Raw genomic sequence first — 22,332 nt, forward strand, 5'->3', positions numbered from 1 at the left:
GTGCAGTATGAAATGTGTGAGTGTGATGCCTTAAACTAAACCATAGGTTTGGTGCATTAGTTCTAAAGCTTGGGTACACTTGAGAGTATAAAATAATGGTAGTCTGAAATATGCTTGAAAACCGTCAATTTAATCATCAGGAAAAATTAATGTGTCCTGAGTTAAAAAAATGGTTGTACGCCTCAGGCTCACTTACCCAACAACTGACAGATTTAGCTGATGGAACATTCAAAGTTCAACGAATCCAAGAACGATTTCAACGTTTAAATTTTCATGATGCCAGCTGGATGGGTGTATCACATCAGCATACTTCTTGGGTTAGAGAGACTCATTTATTTGGTTCTGAGTGTGAACCGTGGGTAAAAGCGAAATCTATTTTCCCAATTACCAGCCTTCAAAAAAAAGCACGTCTCTTTCAACATATTGGAAATCAGCCTATAGGTCGATTCCTGTTCCAACGCACAGAACCGCAATGCCAACGTCGCGTGATCTTACTTGAGGATGGATGGACCAGACAGAGCTGTTATACTTGGCATGGCTGTAAATTTATTGTCCAAGAAACATTTTTACCAGCATTTGAACGTTTTATAAAAACTCATTGAGCTAGACTTTATGGCAACCGCACAAGCAATCACCTGGCGCGAGCGTTTAAGCGCTTATTACTATTTATGTCGTTTCGATAAGCCAATTGGTACTGAGTTAGTCCTGTGGCCCACCTTATGGGCGCTGTGGATTGCAGCTGGTGGAATACCTGATGTAGTGACACTGCTTGCCATCGTATGTGGCACTATATTTATGCGTGCAGCGGGATGTGCCATTAATGATTTTGCTGATCGTAAAGTGGATGCACACGTAGAAAGAACTAAAAATCGTCCATTAGCCACAGGTGTGATTTCGGCAAAAGAAGCAGTTTGGGTGTTTATCGCACTGGTTGCTGCAAGTGCTTGTACATTGTTCTTCCTGCCTATTGAAACTTTTTATTGTGCTTTAATTGGGCTGGTACTTGCTTTCATCTATCCATTTATGAAGCGCTATACGCATTTACCTCAAGTGGTACTGGGGATGGCATTCTCATGGGGTATACCGATGTCATTTACTGCAATGGGTAAGCCTTTGGATTGGACGTGTTGGCTACTTTATTTCGGTAATTTGGCTTGGACTGTGGCTTATGATACTCAATATGCAATTACGGATCGCGAATATGATTTAAAGATTGGGGTTAAGTCGACGGCTATTTTGTTTGGAAAAAATGATATTAAAATTATCAGTTTATTGCAGGCGATGAGTGTTATTTTAATTGGTACTGCACTATGGCTTGAACACATACTTGTCCCTTTTGGATTAATCGCATTAGTGCTCGTGGTAGGTGATTTCATCTATCAATGGACCAAAACACGTGATAAAGATCCGCAATGGTGCTTCTGGGCATTTAGACATAACCGATGGGTAGGGGTGATGATCTTTATGGGGATTTTTATTGCATTAATTTAATCTTAACATTAAATAAAAATAAACTAATTAAGCATCCTAGTCGGATGCTTTTTTTTATGTTTAATTAAAAGTACTCATGGAGAGTGATAATAATGAATGGAAAGAATTATGAAGAGTACAATTAAAAAAACGGTTATCGCAATGTGCTGTACGGCAGCATTACTCTTAACGGCTTGTAATAGTGATGATGATAAAAATATTTTTCAAGAAAAAGTATTTGTTGCTGAGAAAGCTTATCAAAAAGATAGTCTAGAGCAAGCTTCCAAAATCCAAATTATGACTTATTTAATGCCGAATGTTCTGGGTCAGAAAACTAAGGCTACAGCAATGGTCATGTTTCCTAAGACTGCTCAGCCAGCAGCAGGATGGCCAGTAGTGGTATGGGCACATGGAACAACTGGTGTTGGAGACGAATGTGCACCAAGCAATAATGTACTCAATTCGAATTTTGAAATTTTAGCGAACAATCTTCTTAAAGAAGGTTATGTCATTGTAGCCCCTGATTATGAAGGTTTGGGGGTTAAAGGGATTCATCCTTATCTTCATCTATCTAGTGCTGCACAATCTGCGATTCATGCAATAAAGTCAGTTCACCAAGCATATCCATCACGATTAAATAAATCTTGGATGTCTGTCGGCCAATCCCAAGGTGGTCATGCATCATTAGGAATTGCACAATATGCCAATAATGATCCGTATTACAAAGGGGCTGTAGCGACTGCTCCAGCATCCAGTTTGGGTTACATTATTACCCAAGTCGCACCAAATGCCATTTCAGCGATAGAAAGTCAAAATAGAGATTTGGCAATCGCTATTTATTCAGAGCTATTAGCTTATGCTGCTTATACAGGTGTAGGGATTAAAGCATATGAACCTAGATTTTCATTAGCAACGATATTCCAATCTAGGTCTCAAGCTGTGGCAGAGAAAGCTGAGGGGTCGACTGGTGAAAATGGCCTATGCTTGATGCCATTAATTGATGAGTTTAGAAAAGACATTAAGACTTATTTGGAATCAAATTCAACACAAAAAGTAATGGACTATCCTGGGTTAAAGGTTGGCTTTGAAAATGATCCAGTGGTGAGTAGTTTTTTAAGTAATAATCAGCCTGGAACTCAAAAACTCATGAAACCGGTTTATGTGGTTCAAGGTGAAAATGACACCGCTGTCCCATATCAAGTAACACAACAATTAGTAAATCAGTTAAATGGATTGGGGACTCAACCTCCAATTGTATTAGATATTGTGGCAGGAGCATCGCATACACAAGCGATTGTTGAGAAAAATGATGAGGTTGTTGATTTTATTAAATCGTATTTACCGGTGCGCTAAACGTGACTATGTCAGCTAGGGTGTTGCATCCTAGTTGACACTTAAAGCTAAAGTTTTTTCTATGACTTTATTCTGTTATATTGCCTCGGACTCAATAACACAGGTTTTGTTGATGACTTCATCAAAAAAGAAATTCACCACTAAATTTATTTTATTGGCAAGTCTTGGTCCCCTTATCCCGTTGCTTATCATTGCGATCGCTTTTTTTGCAGTAAAGAGTGATGCAAAGAACAAAGCAGAGTACGATCGGTTACGTGCAGAACAAGCCGCGCGAATTGAAGCTAGAGAAAAACAAGAGCAGCTTGAGCAGAATGCTTCGTCTGTAGCAAAGCCTTTAAACTAATTATTTTTAGCAAGAATATCTTTTTTGAGGCTTTGAACACTTGGGATATCGTTATAGCGAAATACTCGATATCCTGCTTCATAAAACATTTGATCGCGTTCAGCATCTTCTTGTTCCTTACCAAGATGACTTGGATCATCGAGTTCGATAATGGCAATAACTTTAAGCTGATCATCCAGTAAGACAAAGTCAGTCACTTTTCGATTAAATTTAGCTCGAATCTTTAGACTGGGGTTTGTGATTAAAGCGCTAAAAGAGACTTGAGCAAGCACATGGTATTGCGGAAAACTCTCTTTTAATCTAAAAAACATTTTACTTTCAAATGCGGTAATAATGCGTTTGGGGTAAAAGCGTTGTGGCTTTTTAAATAATTGTTGAAAGATAATGGTGAGCAGGGCAAGGGTTGCAATAACACCAATAATTAAGAAAGTAATTTGACTGGATTGAAACACAGGAATTCGTAAATAAAAGTACATATAAGAAAAAACCCACTCGATTGAGTGGGTTTTTAGAATCTTGGCTCTCCAACCTGGGCTCGAACCAGGGACCTGCGGATTAACAGTCCGTCGCTCTACCGACTGAGCTATTGGAGAATCTGGTACGCATTCTATGAGTCAAATGAAGAGAGGTCAAGCCTTAACATTGAAAAATATTAGAAATATGAATCAACTGATTTAAATTTAATCTAAGTGAAACGATCTATAGCTTTTTTAATAAATGGACATACTCTGCTTTGCTTTTCAGTGGATTCGCTTTACGGCATAAACTCATAAGTTCCATAATGGTTTGTTGTGATGATTCCACATTTACCTCGTTTTGAATTTTTTTAATCAGGAGTATGTGTTCAGAGGATAATTCTGAAGTGCAGTGATACAAACGTTCATACATAAGTGTAGGGGCTATTTTATTATGTTCAGATTTTTGAGTGCATTGAAATATAAAGATGAGACTGCCAACAAGTAGAGACCAGAAAATCAGTGATTTAAGCCAAGGTGTATTCATTTTTAGACTTTTTTAGAAAATTAGAATAATTCTATAGCAAATCAGAAATTTAGGGATAAAAAAACCCAAGTCATTATGCTTGGGTTTTTAGAATCTTGGCTCTCCCACCTGGGCTCGAACCAGGGACCTGCGGATTAACAGTCCGTCGCTCTACCGACTGAGCTATGGGAGATTAGATTGGCTCTCCAACCTGGGCTCGAACCAGGGACCTGCGGATTAACAGTCCGTCGCTCTACCGACTGAGCTATTGGAGAATCTGATGCGCATTTTAGGGTTGAAATTACTAGTCGTCAACCAATTATTGTAAAGAAATGAATAGTTTGATTTATTAATACTCAAATTGATGTAAATAACAAAAAAACCATCCTAAAAGGATGGTTTTTTAAACGTAATAAGACGGTTAAATCTTATTTTTCTACGCCAGCTTCTTGACCAGCATATTTCGCGTTAGCGTAATCCCAGTTCACTAAGCTTTCTAAGAAAGTAGAAATATACTTAGGACGAGCGTTACGGAAGTCGATGTAGTAAGCATGTTCCCAAACATCGATCGTTAATACAGCTACTTTACCATGAGCAAGTGGAGTATCAGCATTTGAAGTTTTCATGATAGAAAGTTTACCATTTACTTCATCAGCAACTAACCAAGCCCAACCTGAACCGAATTGAGTTGTAGCAGCAGCAGCAAATTCTTCAGCAAATTTTTCGTAAGAACCGAAAGCTTCGTCAATTTTAGCAGCTAAAGCACCAGTCGCTTTACCACCACCGTTTTTAGCCATACAGTTCCAGTAGAATGTGTGGTTCCAAACTTGTGCTGCGTTGTTGAAGATACCCGCTTTAGAAGCATCACCAGCAGAAGCTTTGATGATTTCTTCAAGCGTTTTACCTTCAAGATCAGTACCTGCAATTAGGTTGTTTAAATTAACAACATAAGTATTGTGGTGTTTGTCGTGGTGGTATTCTAAAGTTTCTTTGCTGATGTGTGGAGCAAGATCTTCGTAACCGTACGGAAGAGCTGGTAAAGTAATCGTTGTCATGTTTTAAGTTCCTTGCATTGTGCTGGGTTTTACATCGAAGTGCACTTATTGTAATAGATTCTCACCATATTTTGCGCATTACTTATAAATAAGAATACAGAATAAAGCGTGAATTAATACGTATAAGCTCACTCCAATTTAAAACGCGTGGTTAAATCAATTTAAATAGGATTATTGAGTTCAACGTAATGATATTCAAGACCAAATTGTTCACAAATTGCTTGACCTAGTCGTTGAACACCATAACGTTCAGTCGCATGATGTCCACATGCGTAATAATGCACATCTAATTCTAAAGCTTGATAAAAGGTACGCTCACTAACTTCACCTGAAATATAAGCATCGCAATTTTGTTCGGCAGCTTTAGTGATAAAGTCTTGAGCACCGCCAGTACAAAATCCAACTTTTTGAATACTTGGTTTATCAGCCATCAAATGTATCGCATCATAATTAAGTTGTTGTGACACAAAAGCTTTGAACTCATCTGGTGTCATTGCATTTTTTAAATAGCCGATATTTCCAATGGGATGACGTTCACTCGGATCAAGTGCTTCAATTTGATCAAGATGAAGTAAATCTGCTATCGCAGCATTATTTCCCAAGCTAGGGTGGCTATCGAGAGGTAGATGATAAGCTAATAGTGAAATATCATGTTGAATGAGTGATTTAATTCGCTTGCCACGCATTCCTGTAATCGGAGATGGCTCACCTTTCCAAAAATAGCCATGGTGAACCAATAAAACATCAGCTTGCAGCTCGATTGCAGCATTAATAGCTGATTGAGAAGCCGATACAGCACAAACAATTCGCTTTACTTCTGTTTTACCTTCGATTTGCAGACCATTGGGAGCGTAATCTTTAAATTCATTGGCCTTTAGGGTCTGATCACACCATTGGATAATGTCGTTTAGCTTTGCCATAATGTTCTTAAGTCTGTGAAAATATAAAGATCAAAGCATATTTTTAATATTAACTAAAGCCGAACAAAACTATTTTCACAATTTTAGGTATATAAATTTTTTTTGATTACAATATGCAGTCATAAAATACTTTTGTCATCAATAAATTAAAATTCTCAGAGGATATTAAAGTGCGCCGGTCCTTTACATGGTTACCATGGGTGTTACTCATTATTGTCATTATTAGTTTTGTCACATGGCAAAAACTAAATCAACCAAAGCCTCAAATAGCAGCTGATGGATATAAAATGCCAGCTGAAAAAGTAGAACCTTTGGTGGATACGACACGTTCTGGGGGAGTAGTGTCATACAATGCTGCGGTAAAGGTCGCAGCACCTGCAGTCGTTAATATTTTTACAACACAAACTGTAAAAAAAGTGGATCATCCGATTTTAAATGATCCTGTTTTTAGAGAATTTTTTGGTGGTCAATTACCTGAACGTTTTGGACAAGAACCAAATGAAAATAGTTTGGGTTCGGGGGTGATTGTTCGACCTGATGGTTATATTCTGACTAATAATCATGTGATTGCACAGGCTGACCAGATTGTTGTGGCTTTGTATGATGGTCGTCGAGCAGAAGCCAAAGTAATTGGAACAGATCCTGATACGGATTTAGCAGTCATTAAAATCGAAATGGACAAACTGCCAGTGCTTCCTTTCAAACTGAGTGGAAATGAAGTTGGAGATGTTGTACTCGCAATTGGTAATCCATTTGGCGTGGGGCAAACAGTTACGCAAGGGATCATATCTGCGACAGAACGTTCGGGATTGGGTATAAATTTCTATGAAGATTTTATTCAAACCGATGCTGCTATTAATCCAGGTAATTCTGGGGGAGCACTCATTGATGTTGCAGGTAATTTGATTGGGATTAATACTGCAATTTTCTCGCAATCGGGTGGTTCTTTAGGAATTGGTTTTGCTATTCCTGCTAAAGTCTGCCAGCAAGTTCTGAATTCAATATTAAAAGAAGGCAGAGTAATTCGAGGGTGGCTAGGTATTGGTTTGGCGAATCCGACGCAACCCGATGTATTACAACCTCGTGAGAAGGGTGTAATTGTGAGCAGCGTCTATGAGTCTGGTCCTGCAGATAAAGCTAAGATTAAAGTCGGTGATCGGATCATGAAAGTAAATGATCAGGAGATCAACAATCCATCACAATTGATTAATTATGTTGCAATGCAATCACCGAATACCTCTGCAAAAATTGAGATTTTACGTGAAGGTAAGAGCATCAATACTGAAGTGGTTATTGGTGAACGACCAGCTGAAACCAGCGATCGTAATAGCCAGTATATTCCATTACCTCGTCGTTAAATTAACAAGCCCCAGTAATATGGGGCTTTTTTATAATTCTTAGATTCTATATTGTTTCATACCTTTGAATGAATCTGAATAAATCTGCTATTTAATAATTAAATACGGTCATGCATTCCTAAGTGACGGTGAGATAGAGTTTTAACACATGCAAAATTGAATTCACTCAACAATGATTAAACAGTGTACGAAACAAAAAAAGCCAGTGGTTCACTGGCTTTTTTTGAGAATAAAATTAGCTTTCCTGTTGAATACCCGCAACCAACCAATCTTGACTAGAACCTGCTGGTTTAACGAAATGCCAAACTTCAGCAAACGGTTTTGGAAGGCTATTTAAGTCTTCACTTACCGTACCCGTGAAACGAACGCTGACAACGTATTGACCATTTTCAGTCGCAGAATCAACAACCATAGCATTCAGATTTGAAAACTCAGCTACGTCTTGATCTTGGTTACCCATAATATCGTTATACATCGATTGATAAAGATCAGGCGTCAAATAACGTTGAATCTCAGCAATATTACTTGCCGTATTCATTGATTGAATATGGTTGAAGCGTTGGCGTGCAATGCGTAAGAAAGCAGCTGGTTCAGTTCCGTCAGGTAGCTGACTTCCACTAGACATTGTTGCTGCACCAAAAGGAGCTTGTGGTGCTTGACCAAATGGCGCTTGAGATGCAGCTGTGCCACCGCCCACAGATTGACCAAAAATATTGGTATTGTCATTAGACACTGAAGGGCGAGGTGCAGCAGTTTGACCAAACGGTGCAGATTGTGGACCTGAACTGTTTGGTGCATAAGGGTTGTTAGCCGCTAATTTTTTTTTTGCTCCGAATTTACGGAAGATGAAGAACGCAGCAGCAGCAATAATCAACAACCATACCCAACTTGGGATACCACCTTCTTCCTCAGGTTGTGCAGCAACTTCTGCTTGACTTGCTGGAACAGTATCATCATCTGCTAAAGCATTTGCTGCGACTGCACCAATTGCAGCACCAGCAACACCAGCAGCGACCATACCACCCACACCAGGACCAGACTTTTGAGGCGCAGTCGCTGGAGCAGCAGGTTGTTGGGCAGGAGTAGCTTGACGTGGTTGCTGATATGATTGGGTTGGAGCAGCAGAACGGCTCATACCATGGCTTTTACCACCACCAGCACGTTTTGCTTCTGCAAAAGGCGCTACCATGAGTGTCGCCATTAAAATACCCGCAACTAAACTACGCTGTCGAACTTCCATCTAAAATTCCTATTTTAAAAAGTTAATTTCACACTGTATTTATGCAGTCTTTTGGCTTAAATTTCAACTTAAACCTCAATTTTTTTCAGTATTCATACACAGTGTACAGTTAAATAAATTGATCAGCTGAATTAATGTTCATCCGCTAAGCTCATCGCTTCAGTTAAAGCTTCATGTAGACGGGCAACGGCGATAATGCGAACACCAGGAATATCCTTTTGTGGTGCATTCGCTCTAGGGACTATAATATATTTAAACCCGTGCTTAATTGCTTCCTTCAACCGTTCCTGCCCGTTAGGTACGGGACGAATCTCTCCCGATAATCCCACTTCGCCAAATACAGCCAATTGCTGAGGGAGTGCTTTTGCTCTCAAACTTGAAGCACAGGCCAATAAGACGGCGAGATCTGAACCTGTTTCAGTAATTTTTAAGCCACCAACAACATTCACATATACGTCTTGACCAGAAGTTTGAACACCACCATGTCGGTGCATGACGGCGAGTAGCATATTTAAACGGTTTTGCTCAAGACCCAATGCAACACGGCGAGGTTGACCATGCGCGTCATCTACTAGGGCTTGCACTTCAACTAAGAGTGGACGTGTGCCTTCTCGACTAATCATGACGATAGAACCAGGAATCGCTTCATCATATCGGCTAAGAAAGATGGCTGAGGGATTGGCAACCTCTCTAAGCCCTTTATCGGTCATCCCAAAAACACCCAGTTCATTGACTGCACCAAAACGATTTTTAACAGCTCGAATCATTCGATAACGTGAATCAGATTGACCTTCAAAATAAAGTACGCAATCGACCATGTGTTCTAAAACACGAGGGCCAGCTAAAGCACCTTCTTTGGTCACATGACCCACAATAAATAAAGCTGTTCCGCTGTTCTTCGCAAAACGTGTCAGAAGGGCTGCAGATTCTCGAATTTGAGAAACGCCGCCTGGCGCAGACTGTAAGGTTTCAGTGTATAAAGTTTGAATCGAGTCTAAGATCGCGACAGCAGGTCGTTCATGCGCTAATACTTCGCAAATACGCTCTACGCACGTCTCAGCCATCACTTTTAATTGATTAGTTGGAAGATCCAAACGATTGGCACGTAATGCAACTTGAGATAAAGATTCCTCACCAGTGACATATAGGGCGGAACTTTTCGCGGCAGCCATATGGGTTGCCGTCTGCAAAAGAATTGTTGATTTACCAATACCAGGGTCACCACCGATCAGTACAACTGAACCAGTAACAAGCCCTCCGCCTAAAACGCGATCAAATTCTCCAATCCCTGTTGCTAAACGTGTTTCGTGAGAAACTGAAACTTGATTCAATGTAGTGATTGATGCTGCTTGACCAGCATAACCACCTGCAATTTTTGGATTTGCACGATGCGTAATCGCAGGGGCAATAGTGACTTCAACTAAACTGTTCCATTCTCCGCATTCTGAGCATTGACCTGCCCATTTAGGATGATCTGCGCCACATTGTTCACAGCGATATACACTTTTTGCTTTAGCCATAACTTAATATAGGTTTTTTGATTTTCTATATACTGAGCATACTGAGTAAAGGTTACGAAAACAAAAAAATATTTATCAAATTTTAAAACAATAAGACAAGTCATGACGTGTGCTTTAACGAGATATTAAATTAAAGCAATCATGAATTGATTTATACTCATATCAAAAATCGACTGAGTTATTTGATATGCGTTTGTACGCTCAACATATTGATGCCATCGCACGCGAAATACAGCGTGATGTGCTGTTTATTCATTTTGAGAATTACACGGATGATCAGAATGAGGAAGAAAGTATTCGAGATCATGTGATTGCATGGCTTGAACAACATGAAATTGAATTTGTGCCATGTTTAGGTTTGTCTGGTGAGGATGAAATTGACAGCTATCTGGGTGACCTATATCTAGATATTCCTTTTGATGAGCAAAATAATCAGTATCAGCTGGTTAAAAATTATCTTGAAGATGAACAGGGCAATATGAAAATTGAACATGTTCTATTTTTTGTGTTGAGCTTGGAGGTTGCGGAAGAAATTGCAAAGGATCAAGAGGAAAAACAAAATTTGAACGATCAGAAATTTTCGTGAAAAGACAAAAAAAGCCTCATCAATGAGGCTTTTTGGGGGTTTGATTCTATTAATTTGTTTAATAAAGCTCACCAGATTTTCGTCGTTCAATAAAATCTTTAGATTCTTTTGCAATAACTCCAGAAAGTAACAATAAGGCAATTAAGTTGGGTGCTGCCATTAAACCATTGAAGGTGTCTGCGAAAAGCCAAACTAAATCAAGTGTGACGACACAGCCTAGAAATACTGAAGCAATATAAATGAGACGATAAATAAATACTGACTTTTCACCCAGTAAATAGGTGCAACATTTTTCGCCGTAATAACTCCAACCTAAAATAGTTGAATAAGCAAAAAAGATGATTCCGAACGTAACAACCCAGCCCCCAAATCCTGGTAGTAATTTGTCAAAAACACTAATGGTCAAAACAGCCCCAGTTTGATCACCGAAACTTTGTCCTGCCATGATGAAACCCATAACAAGAACAATACCCGTAATTGAGCACACAATAATTGTATCAATGAATGTACCTGTCATTGAAACTAGGCCTTGACGGGCAGGGTGATCAGTTTTTGCTGCTGCCGCTGCAATTGGCGCTGAACCCATACCTGCTTCGTTTGAGAATACACCACGGGCAACACCGTAACGAATCGCTGCACCAATCGCACCACCTGCTGCCGCTTCACCTGTGAATGCATAGGTAAAGATCATTTTTAAAGCAGGAACAATTAATTCAAGGTTATTGAAAATAATAATTAGCCCGCCAATGACATAGCCTAGAGCCATGACTGGAACAATAATTGAGGATGCTTTGGAAATAGACTTAATACCACCTAAAATCACCAATGCAGAGAAAATTGTAATAATGATGGCAGTGGTGAGCGTGCTTATACCCAAACTATTTTCTACTGCTAGTGCCACTGTGTTTGATTGAACTGAGCTACCAATACCAAAGGATGCTAATGTACCAAATAATGCGAAGAGGACTGCGAGCCACTTCCATTTCGCGCCAAGTCCTCGTTCAATGTAGTACATTGGACCACCAGACATTTCTCCTTTTTCATTTTTTACACGGTATTTGACCGCCAAAACACCTTCACCGTATTTGGTTGCCATACCGAAAAATGCAGTCATCCACATCCAGAATACAGCACCCGGACCACCCAGTACACAAGCAGTCGCTACCCCTGCGATATTACCTGTACCAATCGTGGCTGAAAGTGCAGTCATGAGTGAGGCAAATTGTGAGATATCTCCCGAGTCTTTTTTATCTGGGTGTTTCCCGAACACTTGTTTAAATGCCAATGGAAGCATCCTGAATTGCCAAAAAAGTAGACGGAATGTTAAGAAAACACCTGTCCCAACAATCAGCACCAGCATATAAGGTCCCCAGACTAAGCCGCTGAGTGTTTCCATGATTGATTGTATTTCTTGCATAAACTACCTTCTTATTTTCCTGATTGTTTTTTACATGCATGATCAAGCAAGGGATATGCCATACTTTTGCGCGATCAAACACATCATTCCTTTTGATTATTTTTTGCACTTATATTTTTTACATATAACAACAAGATTTTCAATATTTTACTCAAAATAAGATAAATAAATATGATGAATAATTGATCATTCTGGTGATATATAAGAAAAATGAATTAATACTTTAAACTAATTAGAAAATATTGATCGTGCTAATTTTCTTTTTGAAATCTGATTTTTTTCAGTTAAGTTGTGCCGATTAATATATTTGGTGAATTTGAAAATGTCAGATCAAAATATAAATTCGCCTCAGCAAAATGGTGAATTACAACGAAGTCTATCCAATCGACATTTGCAGTTAATTGCAATTGGAGGCGCAATTGGAACAGGTTTGTTCATGGGCTCTGGGAAAACAATTAGCCTAGCTGGTCCTTCAATTCTCGTAATTTACATGATCATCGGTTTCATGGTTTTTTTAGTGATGCGAGCACTAGGCGAATTGTTGCTTTCAAATTTGCAATATAAGTCGTTTATAGATTTCGCCACGGATTTAATTGGACCATGGGCAGGTTACTTTGTGGGCTGGACCTACTGGCTGTGTTGGATCACCATCGGTATTGCAGATTTATCGGCGATCATTTATTACCTTCAGTTCTTCAATAATGGGATGCCTTTTAGCCCTGAAGAAGGGGTAATGATTAGCATCGCTGCAATCGTATTTATTATGGGATTGAATCTTGTTACAGTGAAACTGTTTGGTGAATTAGAATTCTGGTTTGCTTTAATCAAGATTATCGCAATTGTTGTTTTAATTGGCGTTGGCTTTTGGATGATATTTACAGGTTTCACTTCTACATCAGGTGAAATCGCAGCATTTAGCAATATTTGGTCAAACGGCGGGATCTTCCCAACAGGTGCAATCGGTTTCTTGGCAGGCTTCCAAATCGCAATTTTTGCTTTTGTGGGTGTAGAACTGGTGGGTACAACCGCAGCTGAAACTAAAGATCCTGAAACGAACTTGCCGAAAGCTGTCAACTCGATTCCTATTCGAATCATTATTTTCTATGTTTTGTCGTTGCTGGTGGTGATGTCGGTTACACCATGGAATAAGATTGATCCGAATATTTCCCCATTTGTAAACTTGTTTAGTCAAGCAGGTATTGCAGCCGCTGCTATTATTATGAATTTGGTTGTATTGTCTTCAGTGATGTCATCGATGAACAGTGGCGTATTCTCAACCAGCCGCATGCTGTTTGGCTTGTCGCGCGAGACTCAAGCTCCTGAAGCTTTTGGAAGACTGAATAAGCGAGCTGTGCCAGCGAATGCCTTGTATTTCTCAGCAGTATGTTTGTTACTAGGGGCAGCACTGCAATACTTCGTACCGAATACGGTGGAAGCATTTACTTTAGCGACAACACTTTCCACCATTTTATTTATTTGTGTATGGTTGATGATTATTTGGAGTTATGTGGTGTATTACAAAACACGCCCAGAACTTCATGCCAAATCGAAATTTAAACTACCAGGTGGATTGGTGACATGTGCGATTGTTGCTATATTCTTTGTTGGCATGATTGGAGTATTGGCTTTAGAAGATGATACTCGCCGTGCATTGATGGTGAGCCCGATTTGGTTTGTTATTCTGATCATTGGTTATTTTGGTTTTTATAAGAAAAAATAAAAATTTATAAATGATTTGCAATTTAGGTCAAAAGAAACGTCAGTAATTACTGGCGTTTTTTTATTTCTGTTATTAATCTGTTGCGTTAAATACTTTGGTGAATTAGATGATCAAGGTATACTTCTATAAATTTTACTGATAGGTGTAGGTATGCGTATTTTGATCGGAGTTATCAGTGCAGCCGTTGTTTCAATCTTGGCTGGATGTGGTCAGACTGGTGCATTACAACTACCCAGTGATCCAAACTATGACAAGCGAGCACAATATTTAATTTATAAAAACAATGATCGCCCAAGTCAGGATCAAGCTGAACCTAAAGCAGATGCTGCACCTACTCAAGATTAATATTCATTTATTTTTTTTCTCCAGCGCAATTTAGAAAGGATACATCCATGAGTTTCCCTCGCATTCAAGGGGTTTTGCACGCAGAACAATGTTCATTGGATCAACTTGCTCAGCAATTTGGTACACCACTTTATGTTTATTCAAAAGCAACTTTTGAAAAACATTATTTGGATATGGATCGTGCTTTTAACTTTATCGATCACCAAATTTGTTTTGCAGTGAAGTCAAACTCAAATATCGCAGTTCTAAATGTGTTGGCGAAACTTGGTTGCGGTTTTGATATCGTGACTGGAGGTGAATTAGCACGTGTTTTACGCGCAGGTGGTGACGCTTCTAAAATTGTCTTCTCTGGTTTGGGCAAGTCTGAAGCTGACATTCGTCAAGCATTAGAAGTGGGTATTGCTTGTTTTAATGTGGAATCATATGCAGAGCTTGACCGTATTCAAAAAGTTGCAGCAGAACTTAATGTAAAAGCTCCAATTTCACTTCGGGTAAATCCAGATGTTGATGCCAAAACACATCCATATATCTCGACTGGTCTTAAAGAAAATAAATTTGGTATTCCTTCTGATTCGGTATATGAAACTTATCAGTATGCAGCAAGTTTAAGTCACTTAGATATCGTAGGAATTGATTGTCATATTGGTTCACAATTGACTGAAACTCAACCTTTTGTTGATGCGCTAGATCGTGTCATGAACATGATTGAAGCATTGAAAAAATTAGGGATCAACCTCAAACATATTGATATTGGTGGTGGTCTTGGTGTGACTTATAAAAATGAAGTTCCACCGACAGTTGAAGAATATGCAAATGCTTTACGTCCTGCATTAGAAAAACTAGGTCTTAAAGTGTATATGGAGCCAGGGCGTAGTATTTCGGCGAATGCTGGCGTATTGGTGACGAAAGTTGATCTTTTAAAACCAACCAATCATCGCAATTTTGCAATTGTTGATGCAGCAATGAATGACTTGATTCGTCCTTCTTTGTACGAAGCTTGGATGGATATCCAAGAGGTTAATCAAAATTCGCAAACTGAGAAAAAAGTTTGGGATGTGGTTGGTGCGATCTGTGAAACAGGTGACTTCCTCGGTAAAGAGCGTGAACTTGCGATTCAAGCGAACGATCATTTAGCTGTTTTGGGTGCAGGTGCTTATGGTTTTGTGATGAGTTCAAATTACAACAGCCGAGGTCGTGCAGCAGAGGTGATGGTTGACGGTGATCAAGCACACTTAATTCGTCAACGCGAAACGATTGAGTCTCTGTGGGAACGTGAGTCCTTATTGCCTTAAGGAGACAATAGATGTTGCTAGAATTTACTAAAATGCATGGTCTAGGTAATGACTTCATGGTGGTTGATTTAATCAGCCAACGTGCTTATCTAGATCCTGTCATGATTCGCCGGTTGGCTGACCGTAATTTTGGCATTGGTTTTGATCAGTTATTAATTGTTGAAACACCAGACCATCCTAACGTTGATTTCAAATATCGCATTTTTAATGCGGATGGTTCTGAAGTTGAGCAATGTGGCAATGGGGTTCGTTGTTTTGCCAAATTTGTTCATGATCGTCATTTAACCAATAAAACTAAATTCAAAGTGCAAACAAAGGCGGGGATTGTCGAGCCTGAGTTGGGTGCGAATGGATGGGTTCGTGTGAACATGGGGTATCCGAAGTTCTTACCGAACCAAATCCCATTTTTAGCAGAAACGCCTGCTGCTTTATATGATTTAGCTTTAGCGGATAATGAGACGATCAGCATCGATGTGGTTAATATGGGAAATCCGCATGCAGTGACCATTGTGCCAGACGTGTTAACTGCTGATGTTGCTAAAATAGGCCCTCAAGTGGAATCTCACGAACGTTTTCCTGAGCGTGTAAATGCTGGATTTATGCAGATCGTTGATGAAAAACATGCTCGATTACGAGTTTTTGAACGTGGTGTGGGAGAAACATTAGCTTGTGGTACAGGTGCATGTGCTGCTGCTGTCTCAGGTATGCGCCGTGGTTTATTGTCTAGCAATGTGGAAATCGAACTTGCCGGCGGTAAATTGCTGATTGAATGGAAAGAGGGAGATGTGGTTTGGATGACTGGTCCAACTGCAACGGTCTATGAAGGTCGTTTGGATCTACGTTATTTTCAATAAAACTTATTTCCTGACTAAAAAGCCCTGAAATTCAGGGCTTTTTACTTTATGATTTGTTGGAATGCCCACGAGTATTGATGATTAGGCATCGATTCAATAGAGAGAAAACCAAATGCAATATGGCGCAATGCAATTGCTGTCAATGTGGTTGAAAGAGAGAAAGATTCAAAATCAATCTGAGCATACGCTTGAGGCGTATTTCCGTGATGTGTCTGGTTTTATTGACTTTTGTTATGAAAAGAAAATTGAATTAAATCAAGTTGAAGCATCTGATTTACGAGAATATATGGCTTATAAGGTTGAACAACATCAACTCAACAGTGCAAGTTTACAACGTCATTTAACAGCCATTCGTCAATTCATGAAATGGGCTGTGGAAGGGAAATATCTATCGAATAATCCCATTCATGATTTTAAGTTAAAAAGACAGCCAAGGCCTTTGCCGGGTATGGTTGATGTCGAAACGATTCAGCAAATTTTGGATCAACCTGCACCTGAATCCTCTCAAGATCATCTCTTGTGGTTAAGAGATAAAGCTATTTTGGAGCTGCTTTATTCAAGTGGTTTACGATTAGCCGAAGTACAAGGATTGAATATTCGAGATATCGATTTTACACGACAATTACTTCGAATTACGGGTAAGGGAAATAAAACTCGGGTTGTTCCTTTTGGTTTGAAAGCGAAAACGAGTTTAATCGAATGGCTTAAAGTCCATCGTATCTGGTGTGGGGAAATTGAGTTAGATTCCCCAGTTTTTATTACTAAAAAAGGGAGTCGATTGACGAATCGACAGATTGAAAATCGAGTCAAATTGCAAGCACAAAGAGCGGGCGTAAATGTGGATTTACATCCTCACTTACTGCGACACTGTTTTGCTAGTCATCTGCTTTCAAACAGTGGTGATTTACGAGCAGTTCAAGAAATGCTAGGTCATAGTAATTTATCTACGACACAAATTTATACTCAGTTAGATTTTGATCGTTTGGCTCAAGTCTATGATAAAGCTCACCCTAGAGCCCAAAAATCTTAATCCTCAGTATTAAGTATATTGAATATACTTAATACTGTACTGAATGATAAAGTTATCTGTTTAAAGTGCTGGTGTGTGTATAGGTATCATACGTGCGGGATTCACTTTTTGGAATGCGACTGCGATTTCAAATAAAGTCGGCTCATCAAATTCACGAGCAATAAACTCGATGTTAACATTCATAGGATAACTACTGCGACTTGAGTTGACTGATTTAGCAGGCATAGATAATGCAGGAAAACCACTAAACGGACTTAGGCGATTATTGGTACCTGTGGTCGGGCTACTTCCTAAATTACCAGCGAACCCAGTAATAGAAGGGTAGGCTAAAGCGTCGTATTGTACGCCTTTACGAGTACCATCTAGTTCAACATTATTTAAAGCGCTGTTCATGCGTAAGCGCACGAATGGACTTCTTTCAGTGGTGTTGCGCTCATAATTCTCAATATATGAAGCACTTGTTGGATCAGAATTATAGCCACTGAAGTTACGGATCATTAGTTCACTAGCGAGTAAATCTTCATACGATTGGTAAATACTTCTTGTGGTCTTTAGATATTCTGTAAGTGATATTTTAAATTCAGCACTTGAAAGACTCGAATAACGTGTCAAAATTGTATTTAGATCGCTTATTGTAACTATTTCTACAGTCGCTCCTGCCTCTTCAAGTTTAGTAATTGCGTTATCCATTGCTTCTTTAACGAGATTGTAGTCTTCTTTCTGTTGAGTGGTTGAACCTTCGGAAGGGTAAAGTGCTTGTACTATACCAATACGCTTTCCTTCAAGACTTACAGTGTCATGAGGAACGTAGCTATTCGGTTGATTAATCAATTCGCGGTAAGCAGACTCTGATTTTAGAAGAGGAGAAGTGCGTGCAAATTCACTACGTTGATTTGAACTTAATGAGCTATCGAATCCGATCATTGCATCCATTAATTTTGCACAGTCAATAGCTTGTCTACACATTGGTCCAGCAGTATCTTGAGTTGGTGCCAGTGGAATAATTCCATCTTGGCTCAAAAGACGTAAAGATGGTCGTAAACCGACAAGACCCTGTACTGATGAAGGCACACGAATTGACCCTCCCGTATCAGTTCCTATTCCCACCATTGCAAAACTTGCAGATATGGCAGCGCCAGTTCCTGATGATGAACCACCTGGGCCTTTACTTAAGTCATACACATTTTTAGTTTGATCACCTAGAGTTGATTTTCCACCAAAGCCGAAAGCGAACTCATCAAGATTGGCTTTTCCTAAAATGATTCCGCCATTTTCTTTGATATTTTTTATGATATAGGCATCATCATGTGGAAAATTATCTTTTAATGCTACAGAACCTGCTGTGTTCGCCATATCTACAGCATCAATATTGTCTTTAGCGAGTACAGTGACACAGTGAAGAGGTCCTGAAAGTTTCGAATTTTTTGCAAATTGTTGGTCGAGCACTTCTGCTTCTTTAAGTGCATTTGGGTTTAAAGAAATAATGCTATTGAGCTCTGGACCTTGTCGATCGTAAGCTGATATACGATTTAAATATCCTTGCACAACATCAACACAAGATGAACCTTTGCTTAAAATCGAGTTATGCAAATCACTAATGGTTGCTTCTACAGGATTAAACGGGACAGGAGGCGGCGTGTTAGAATTATTTGTGCTACTTTCATTGTCACCACAGGCTGTTAAGAAAGTTGCTATCGTGACAACAAGCAAAGTTTTTTTAAATGTGATCATGTGCATTCCCCAGATTAAGTTCAAACTGGTTAAGCAATGAATGTGCCACTCTAGAATGAATGAAATTTACAGTTTTATGCTCCAGAAAATAGCTAATAACCATTGATATAAATAAAATGCGTTAATTTAATGCGAATAAAATTATTTGAAAAATAATGTATTGTTGGGATTGAGCTTTTGAAAGCTGCGCTTTTAAAAATAATTTTCCCTTAAACTTTAGCTTAAATTTTTCGAATTGATTTTTTTTAATACGATTTTTAAGGTATAACTTTAATAGATGGATTTAAGTTGTATACAAATTAAAAAATATTTTGCAGGAATGATTAGGTCAAGCCATGATTGACAATATTGATCAAAAGTATCAGCAACTCTCTTCAGCACAAAAAGACATTTTTGCAGGTTATGGTTTACGTCAGGTGAAACATTTTGTGGAAATCAATTTACCGATGATTGAGGCCGCTCTACCTAACAATGCCTATGTGCAGGGTATTAATACTGAAGGAAAAATCCAAGCGATTGATCCAATAGCATCTAAGACTTATTTGTGGATTTCTGATCAGCAATGGCAAGAAAGACCTATTGCAGATCAAGGAGTTGATTTGAAAGAAGACTTTATTGAAGTTTGGAAAATTTTTGAACTAGAACAATATCCTATTATTGAATTGAGTCACGTCCATCGTGATTACTTGGCGGCGCTCAATCAAGTTTGAAAAAAATCATTTAAAAAACAGGGCTAATAATTTTAGCTCTGTTACTTTATAGAAAATTATATTTACCCGTTTCCAACAACTCAATACATAAAGATAAAATTATTGATTAAATAACGTTCAATTTTGTTTCATATATTTATTCTGCTCATTCGATTCAGTCAAATTCTTTACACTTGTCTAGTAATTTTGATTTTTTTTGGAGAGGGGTAAATGATTAAATTTCATGAAAATAATATCCATGCCGCCATTTTTGATATGGATGGCACAATGTTTGATACGGAGCGACTTCGTTTTCAAACTTTGAAGCAAGCATCATTAGAACTCATTGGTGTCGAATTTACAGACGCATATTTATTATCTTGTTTGGGTTTAAGTGCTCGTAGTGCCGAAAAACTGGCAAATCAGCAATATGGTCAAGAAGTACCGTATGCGGAAATTAGAAAGCGAGCAGATCAGCTAGAACTTGAGCATGTAAGAAAATACGGAGTGCCGATTAAATTTGGACTCATGCAAGTTCTTGAACGTTTAAGAAAGTCCAATCTGAAAATGGCAGTAGCAACTTCGAGTCGACGTGAAATAGCTGAAGAGTATTTAATCAATGCCAATGTATATAAGTTTTTCGACATTATCGTATGCGGCGATGAGGTTGCTAATGGAAAACCACACCCAGAAATTTTCTTAAAAGCTGCTGAGCAACTGAACATTGATCCAACTTTATGTTTAATGTTTGAAGACTCAGAAAATGGAGTGATGTCAGCGTTTGAAGCGGGTGGATTAACGGTATTACTTCAAGATATCAAAGAACCTAATTCAACCATGCTCGAAAAAGCGAATTTCTTTTACGAAAGCATGCATGATTTTCTGGAAGATTTGAATCAATTTACACCAAAATTAAAAATGCCTGCTCTATTTGACTCTTTTCCTCAGACTTTAAATCAGCATGTCGTGGGGATACATGGTTTTGGGGCAATAGGTGGTGGCTACATTGCCCAAGTATTGTCTCATTGGGATGGATATACTCGACCAAAACAAATCTATGCTTCAACGCGGAATTCACTCTATAGAAATAGTGTGAATACTTTTGGTGGTTACAGTATTCGTTATGGGCAACACTCTCATGACGAGCGAATAGACAATATAACCGTCATAGATGCATCAAATATTGAAATGATGCAGCACATGTATATTGAATCAAGTTTAATTGCACTGTGTTTACCTGAAAAGGCAATCGAGCAAGAGGCTAAAACCATTGCTCAAGGGTTGTATGCGCGTTATATCCATTTTGAAGAACAGTTGAATCCTCTAACAGTTTTAATTGTTTTAAACAAAGTAGGCGCAAAATCATTAATTGAACAACAGATTTGTAGTGCTTTGCATGAAATTACGGATGCGAAGACAGTCAATATCATCATGTCGCAGCACTATTTTTGCGATACAGTAGTCAATCGAATGGTAGCGAAAATTACAGATCAAAAACTATTTAGACAGTTAAAAATCAAATACAATATTTTTAGACATGTGCAGGATGAGCATGATTTAGACGTGACGGATGTGGATGAAGGGACGCGTTTAAATGCTGAACAAGAACAATTGGCTACTCAGTATATTGACGATCTATACGAAAAATTCAAATCGGCGCATATTCTACAAAATCTAGAATTGATCTTATTTCATGCCGAAACAGATATGCCACTTTATGTGGAAAATAACAGTCCTTTATTGGCAAAAATGCGCCAAATGATTCTGGTTGAAGAGATTGAAGAGATACAGTTAATCAAAAATCGCATGTGGAATGGTGTGCATGCAATGACAGCATGGGCTGCAAGTTTTCGACAATATGAAACGATCGGGATTGCACTGTCTGATGAGCAAATTTCTAAATTTATGTTGGCAGTACTCCATGAGGTTAAAGTTGGATTAAAGGATCTACTACCACATCGAAAAGAAAATTTAGAATTGTTGGCGAAGAGTTTTATCGACTCTTGTGAGACGGCTTATAAAGACCCATGTGATCGAGTGGCACGAGACCCATATCGTAAGTTAGGTTTTGGTGAGCGGGTACTATCTTCATTGGCATACAATTTTCAACGTGGCAAGCCTTATCAGGAAATTTTCAAAGGGCTTGTATTGGGTTATGCATACGTTATATTGAAGCAAAATCAACGATTTGAAGATGTGATTCGGCATTTTGCTCAGCAACTTAGTCAAACTGAATTGGAACTTGAGGATCAATTGTATTTGCAGGAAGAGCTGAAACGGAGACTCAAAATTTGTGATCCTAAATTGAGTGAATCAGTGGATCAGCATGTACTTCTAGAAAAAATTTTGAATGAAAAAATCGAGGTTGAAAAAACTTAAAGCATTGAACATTTAACTTTTTAACTTGATCAAAATGGATAATCGGTCC

Annotated in this window: 20 protein-coding genes and 3 tRNA genes; 13 read left to right on the top strand and 10 right to left on the bottom strand. The window is 38.7% G+C overall.

Annotated elements, in window-relative coordinates; genetic code table 11:
- Positions 1–110 precede the first annotated feature (110 nt).
- From AC1M9B_RS00285 to AC1M9B_RS00300, 4 genes are all read left to right on the top strand, one after another.
- On the top strand, positions 111–602 hold the full coding sequence (locus AC1M9B_RS00285; protein ID WP_481608279.1) for a chorismate--pyruvate lyase family protein: 492 nt from the start codon (positions 111–113) through the stop codon (positions 600–602).
- 10 nt (positions 603–612) lie between these two features.
- Positions 613–1,491: a 4-hydroxybenzoate octaprenyltransferase gene (ubiA, locus tag AC1M9B_RS00290; RefSeq protein ID WP_481608280.1), complete on the top strand. Its 879-nt coding sequence runs from the start codon at positions 613–615 to the stop codon at positions 1,489–1,491.
- 108 nt (positions 1,492–1,599) lie between these two features.
- On the top strand, positions 1,600–2,823 hold the full coding sequence (locus tag AC1M9B_RS00295) for an alpha/beta hydrolase family protein (RefSeq protein WP_481589694.1): 1,224 nt from the start codon (positions 1,600–1,602) through the stop codon (positions 2,821–2,823).
- Positions 2,824–2,935: 112 nt separating this feature from the next.
- The gene (locus AC1M9B_RS00300; RefSeq protein WP_481608281.1) at positions 2,936–3,166 is read left to right on the top strand and encodes a hypothetical protein; all 231 of its coding nucleotides are present in this window, start codon (positions 2,936–2,938) and stop codon (positions 3,164–3,166) included.
- Here AC1M9B_RS00300 and AC1M9B_RS00305 read toward each other — a convergent pair.
- The 6 genes from AC1M9B_RS00305 to AC1M9B_RS00330 all read right to left on the bottom strand — a co-directional run bounded on the left by AC1M9B_RS00305 (position 3,163) and on the right by AC1M9B_RS00330 (position 6,122).
- Positions 3,163–3,642 carry a DUF2726 domain-containing protein gene (locus tag AC1M9B_RS00305; protein ID WP_481608282.1) on the bottom strand — a complete coding sequence of 160 codons (480 nt, stop codon included), beginning with the start codon at positions 3,640–3,642 and terminating at the stop codon, positions 3,163–3,165. The genes AC1M9B_RS00300 and AC1M9B_RS00305 overlap by 4 nt on opposite strands.
- Before the next feature lie 41 nt (positions 3,643–3,683).
- Positions 3,684–3,759 (bottom strand) — tRNA-Asn (locus AC1M9B_RS00310).
- A gap of 505 nt (positions 3,760–4,264) precedes the next feature.
- Positions 4,265–4,340: transfer RNA gene (locus AC1M9B_RS00315), tRNA-Asn, on the bottom strand.
- A gap of 6 nt (positions 4,341–4,346) precedes the next feature.
- Positions 4,347–4,422, bottom strand: a tRNA-Asn gene (locus AC1M9B_RS00320).
- Positions 4,423–4,575: 153 nt separating this feature from the next.
- Positions 4,576–5,202, bottom strand: a complete 627-nt coding sequence (locus tag AC1M9B_RS00325; protein WP_092765960.1) for a superoxide dismutase — start codon at positions 5,200–5,202, stop codon at positions 4,576–4,578.
- Between the two features lie 161 nt (positions 5,203–5,363).
- Complete coding sequence (locus AC1M9B_RS00330) at positions 5,364–6,122, bottom strand: Nif3-like dinuclear metal center hexameric protein (RefSeq protein WP_481608283.1); 759 nt, start codon at positions 6,120–6,122, stop codon at positions 5,364–5,366.
- 170 nt (positions 6,123–6,292) lie between these two features.
- Between AC1M9B_RS00330 and AC1M9B_RS00335 the strand changes: the two genes are divergently transcribed.
- On the top strand, positions 6,293–7,480 hold the full coding sequence (locus tag AC1M9B_RS00335) for a trypsin-like peptidase domain-containing protein (protein WP_180028696.1): 1,188 nt from the start codon (positions 6,293–6,295) through the stop codon (positions 7,478–7,480).
- Between the two features lie 235 nt (positions 7,481–7,715).
- Here the strand turns inward: AC1M9B_RS00335 and AC1M9B_RS00340 are convergent, their stop codons facing one another.
- Both AC1M9B_RS00340 and radA read right to left on the bottom strand, forming a co-directional pair.
- Positions 7,716–8,720 (bottom strand): Tim44 domain-containing protein, encoded by a 1,005-nt coding sequence (locus AC1M9B_RS00340; RefSeq protein ID WP_481608284.1) that lies wholly within the window; start codon positions 8,718–8,720, stop codon positions 7,716–7,718.
- A 131-nt stretch (positions 8,721–8,851) separates the two neighbouring features.
- Positions 8,852–10,240: a DNA repair protein RadA gene (gene radA, locus AC1M9B_RS00345; RefSeq protein WP_481608285.1), complete on the bottom strand. Its 1,389-nt coding sequence runs from the start codon at positions 10,238–10,240 to the stop codon at positions 8,852–8,854.
- A 187-nt stretch (positions 10,241–10,427) separates the two neighbouring features.
- Here radA and AC1M9B_RS00350 point away from each other — a divergent pair, with 187 nt between their 5' ends.
- Positions 10,428–10,826, top strand: coding sequence for a hypothetical protein (locus tag AC1M9B_RS00350; RefSeq protein ID WP_092765964.1), 399 nt, complete (start codon positions 10,428–10,430; stop codon positions 10,824–10,826).
- Between the two features lie 58 nt (positions 10,827–10,884).
- Here the strand turns inward: AC1M9B_RS00350 and AC1M9B_RS00355 are convergent, their stop codons facing one another.
- Complete coding sequence (locus tag AC1M9B_RS00355; RefSeq protein WP_481608286.1) at positions 10,885–12,243, bottom strand: alanine/glycine:cation symporter family protein; 1,359 nt, start codon at positions 12,241–12,243, stop codon at positions 10,885–10,887.
- 322 nt (positions 12,244–12,565) lie between these two features.
- Here AC1M9B_RS00355 and AC1M9B_RS00360 point away from each other — a divergent pair, with 322 nt between their 5' ends.
- The 5 genes from AC1M9B_RS00360 to AC1M9B_RS00380 all read left to right on the top strand — a co-directional run bounded on the left by AC1M9B_RS00360 (position 12,566) and on the right by AC1M9B_RS00380 (position 17,484).
- Positions 12,566–13,963: an amino acid permease gene (locus tag AC1M9B_RS00360; RefSeq protein WP_481607108.1), complete on the top strand. Its 1,398-nt coding sequence runs from the start codon at positions 12,566–12,568 to the stop codon at positions 13,961–13,963.
- Between the two features lie 150 nt (positions 13,964–14,113).
- A complete protein-coding gene (gene lptM / locus AC1M9B_RS00365) occupies positions 14,114–14,308 on the top strand; it encodes an LPS translocon maturation chaperone LptM (RefSeq protein WP_092765967.1) in 195 nt (64 codons plus the stop codon).
- 47 nt (positions 14,309–14,355) lie between these two features.
- The gene (lysA, locus tag AC1M9B_RS00370; protein WP_481607107.1) at positions 14,356–15,600 is read left to right on the top strand and encodes a diaminopimelate decarboxylase; all 1,245 of its coding nucleotides are present in this window, start codon (positions 14,356–14,358) and stop codon (positions 15,598–15,600) included.
- A gap of 11 nt (positions 15,601–15,611) precedes the next feature.
- Positions 15,612–16,454 (top strand): diaminopimelate epimerase, encoded by an 843-nt coding sequence (dapF, locus tag AC1M9B_RS00375; RefSeq protein WP_481607106.1) that lies wholly within the window; start codon positions 15,612–15,614, stop codon positions 16,452–16,454.
- 112 nt (positions 16,455–16,566) lie between these two features.
- Positions 16,567–17,484, top strand: a complete 918-nt coding sequence (locus AC1M9B_RS00380; protein WP_481607105.1) for a tyrosine recombinase XerC — start codon at positions 16,567–16,569, stop codon at positions 17,482–17,484.
- 60 nt (positions 17,485–17,544) lie between these two features.
- Here the strand turns inward: AC1M9B_RS00380 and AC1M9B_RS00385 are convergent, their stop codons facing one another.
- Positions 17,545–19,215, bottom strand: coding sequence for an amidase (locus AC1M9B_RS00385; protein WP_481607104.1), 1,671 nt, complete (start codon positions 19,213–19,215; stop codon positions 17,545–17,547).
- A 335-nt stretch (positions 19,216–19,550) separates the two neighbouring features.
- On the opposite strand from AC1M9B_RS00385, the gene AC1M9B_RS00390 reads away from it, so the two are divergent.
- Both AC1M9B_RS00390 and mtlD read left to right on the top strand, forming a co-directional pair.
- A complete protein-coding gene (locus AC1M9B_RS00390; protein WP_481588525.1) occupies positions 19,551–19,925 on the top strand; it encodes a hypothetical protein in 375 nt (124 codons plus the stop codon).
- Between the two features lie 210 nt (positions 19,926–20,135).
- Complete coding sequence (mtlD, locus tag AC1M9B_RS00395) at positions 20,136–22,283, top strand: bifunctional mannitol-1-phosphate dehydrogenase/phosphatase (RefSeq protein ID WP_481608287.1); 2,148 nt, start codon at positions 20,136–20,138, stop codon at positions 22,281–22,283.
- Positions 22,284–22,332: the final 49 nt, after the last annotated feature.

It is taken from the genome of Acinetobacter sp. ANC_7513 (assembly GCF_056779915.1).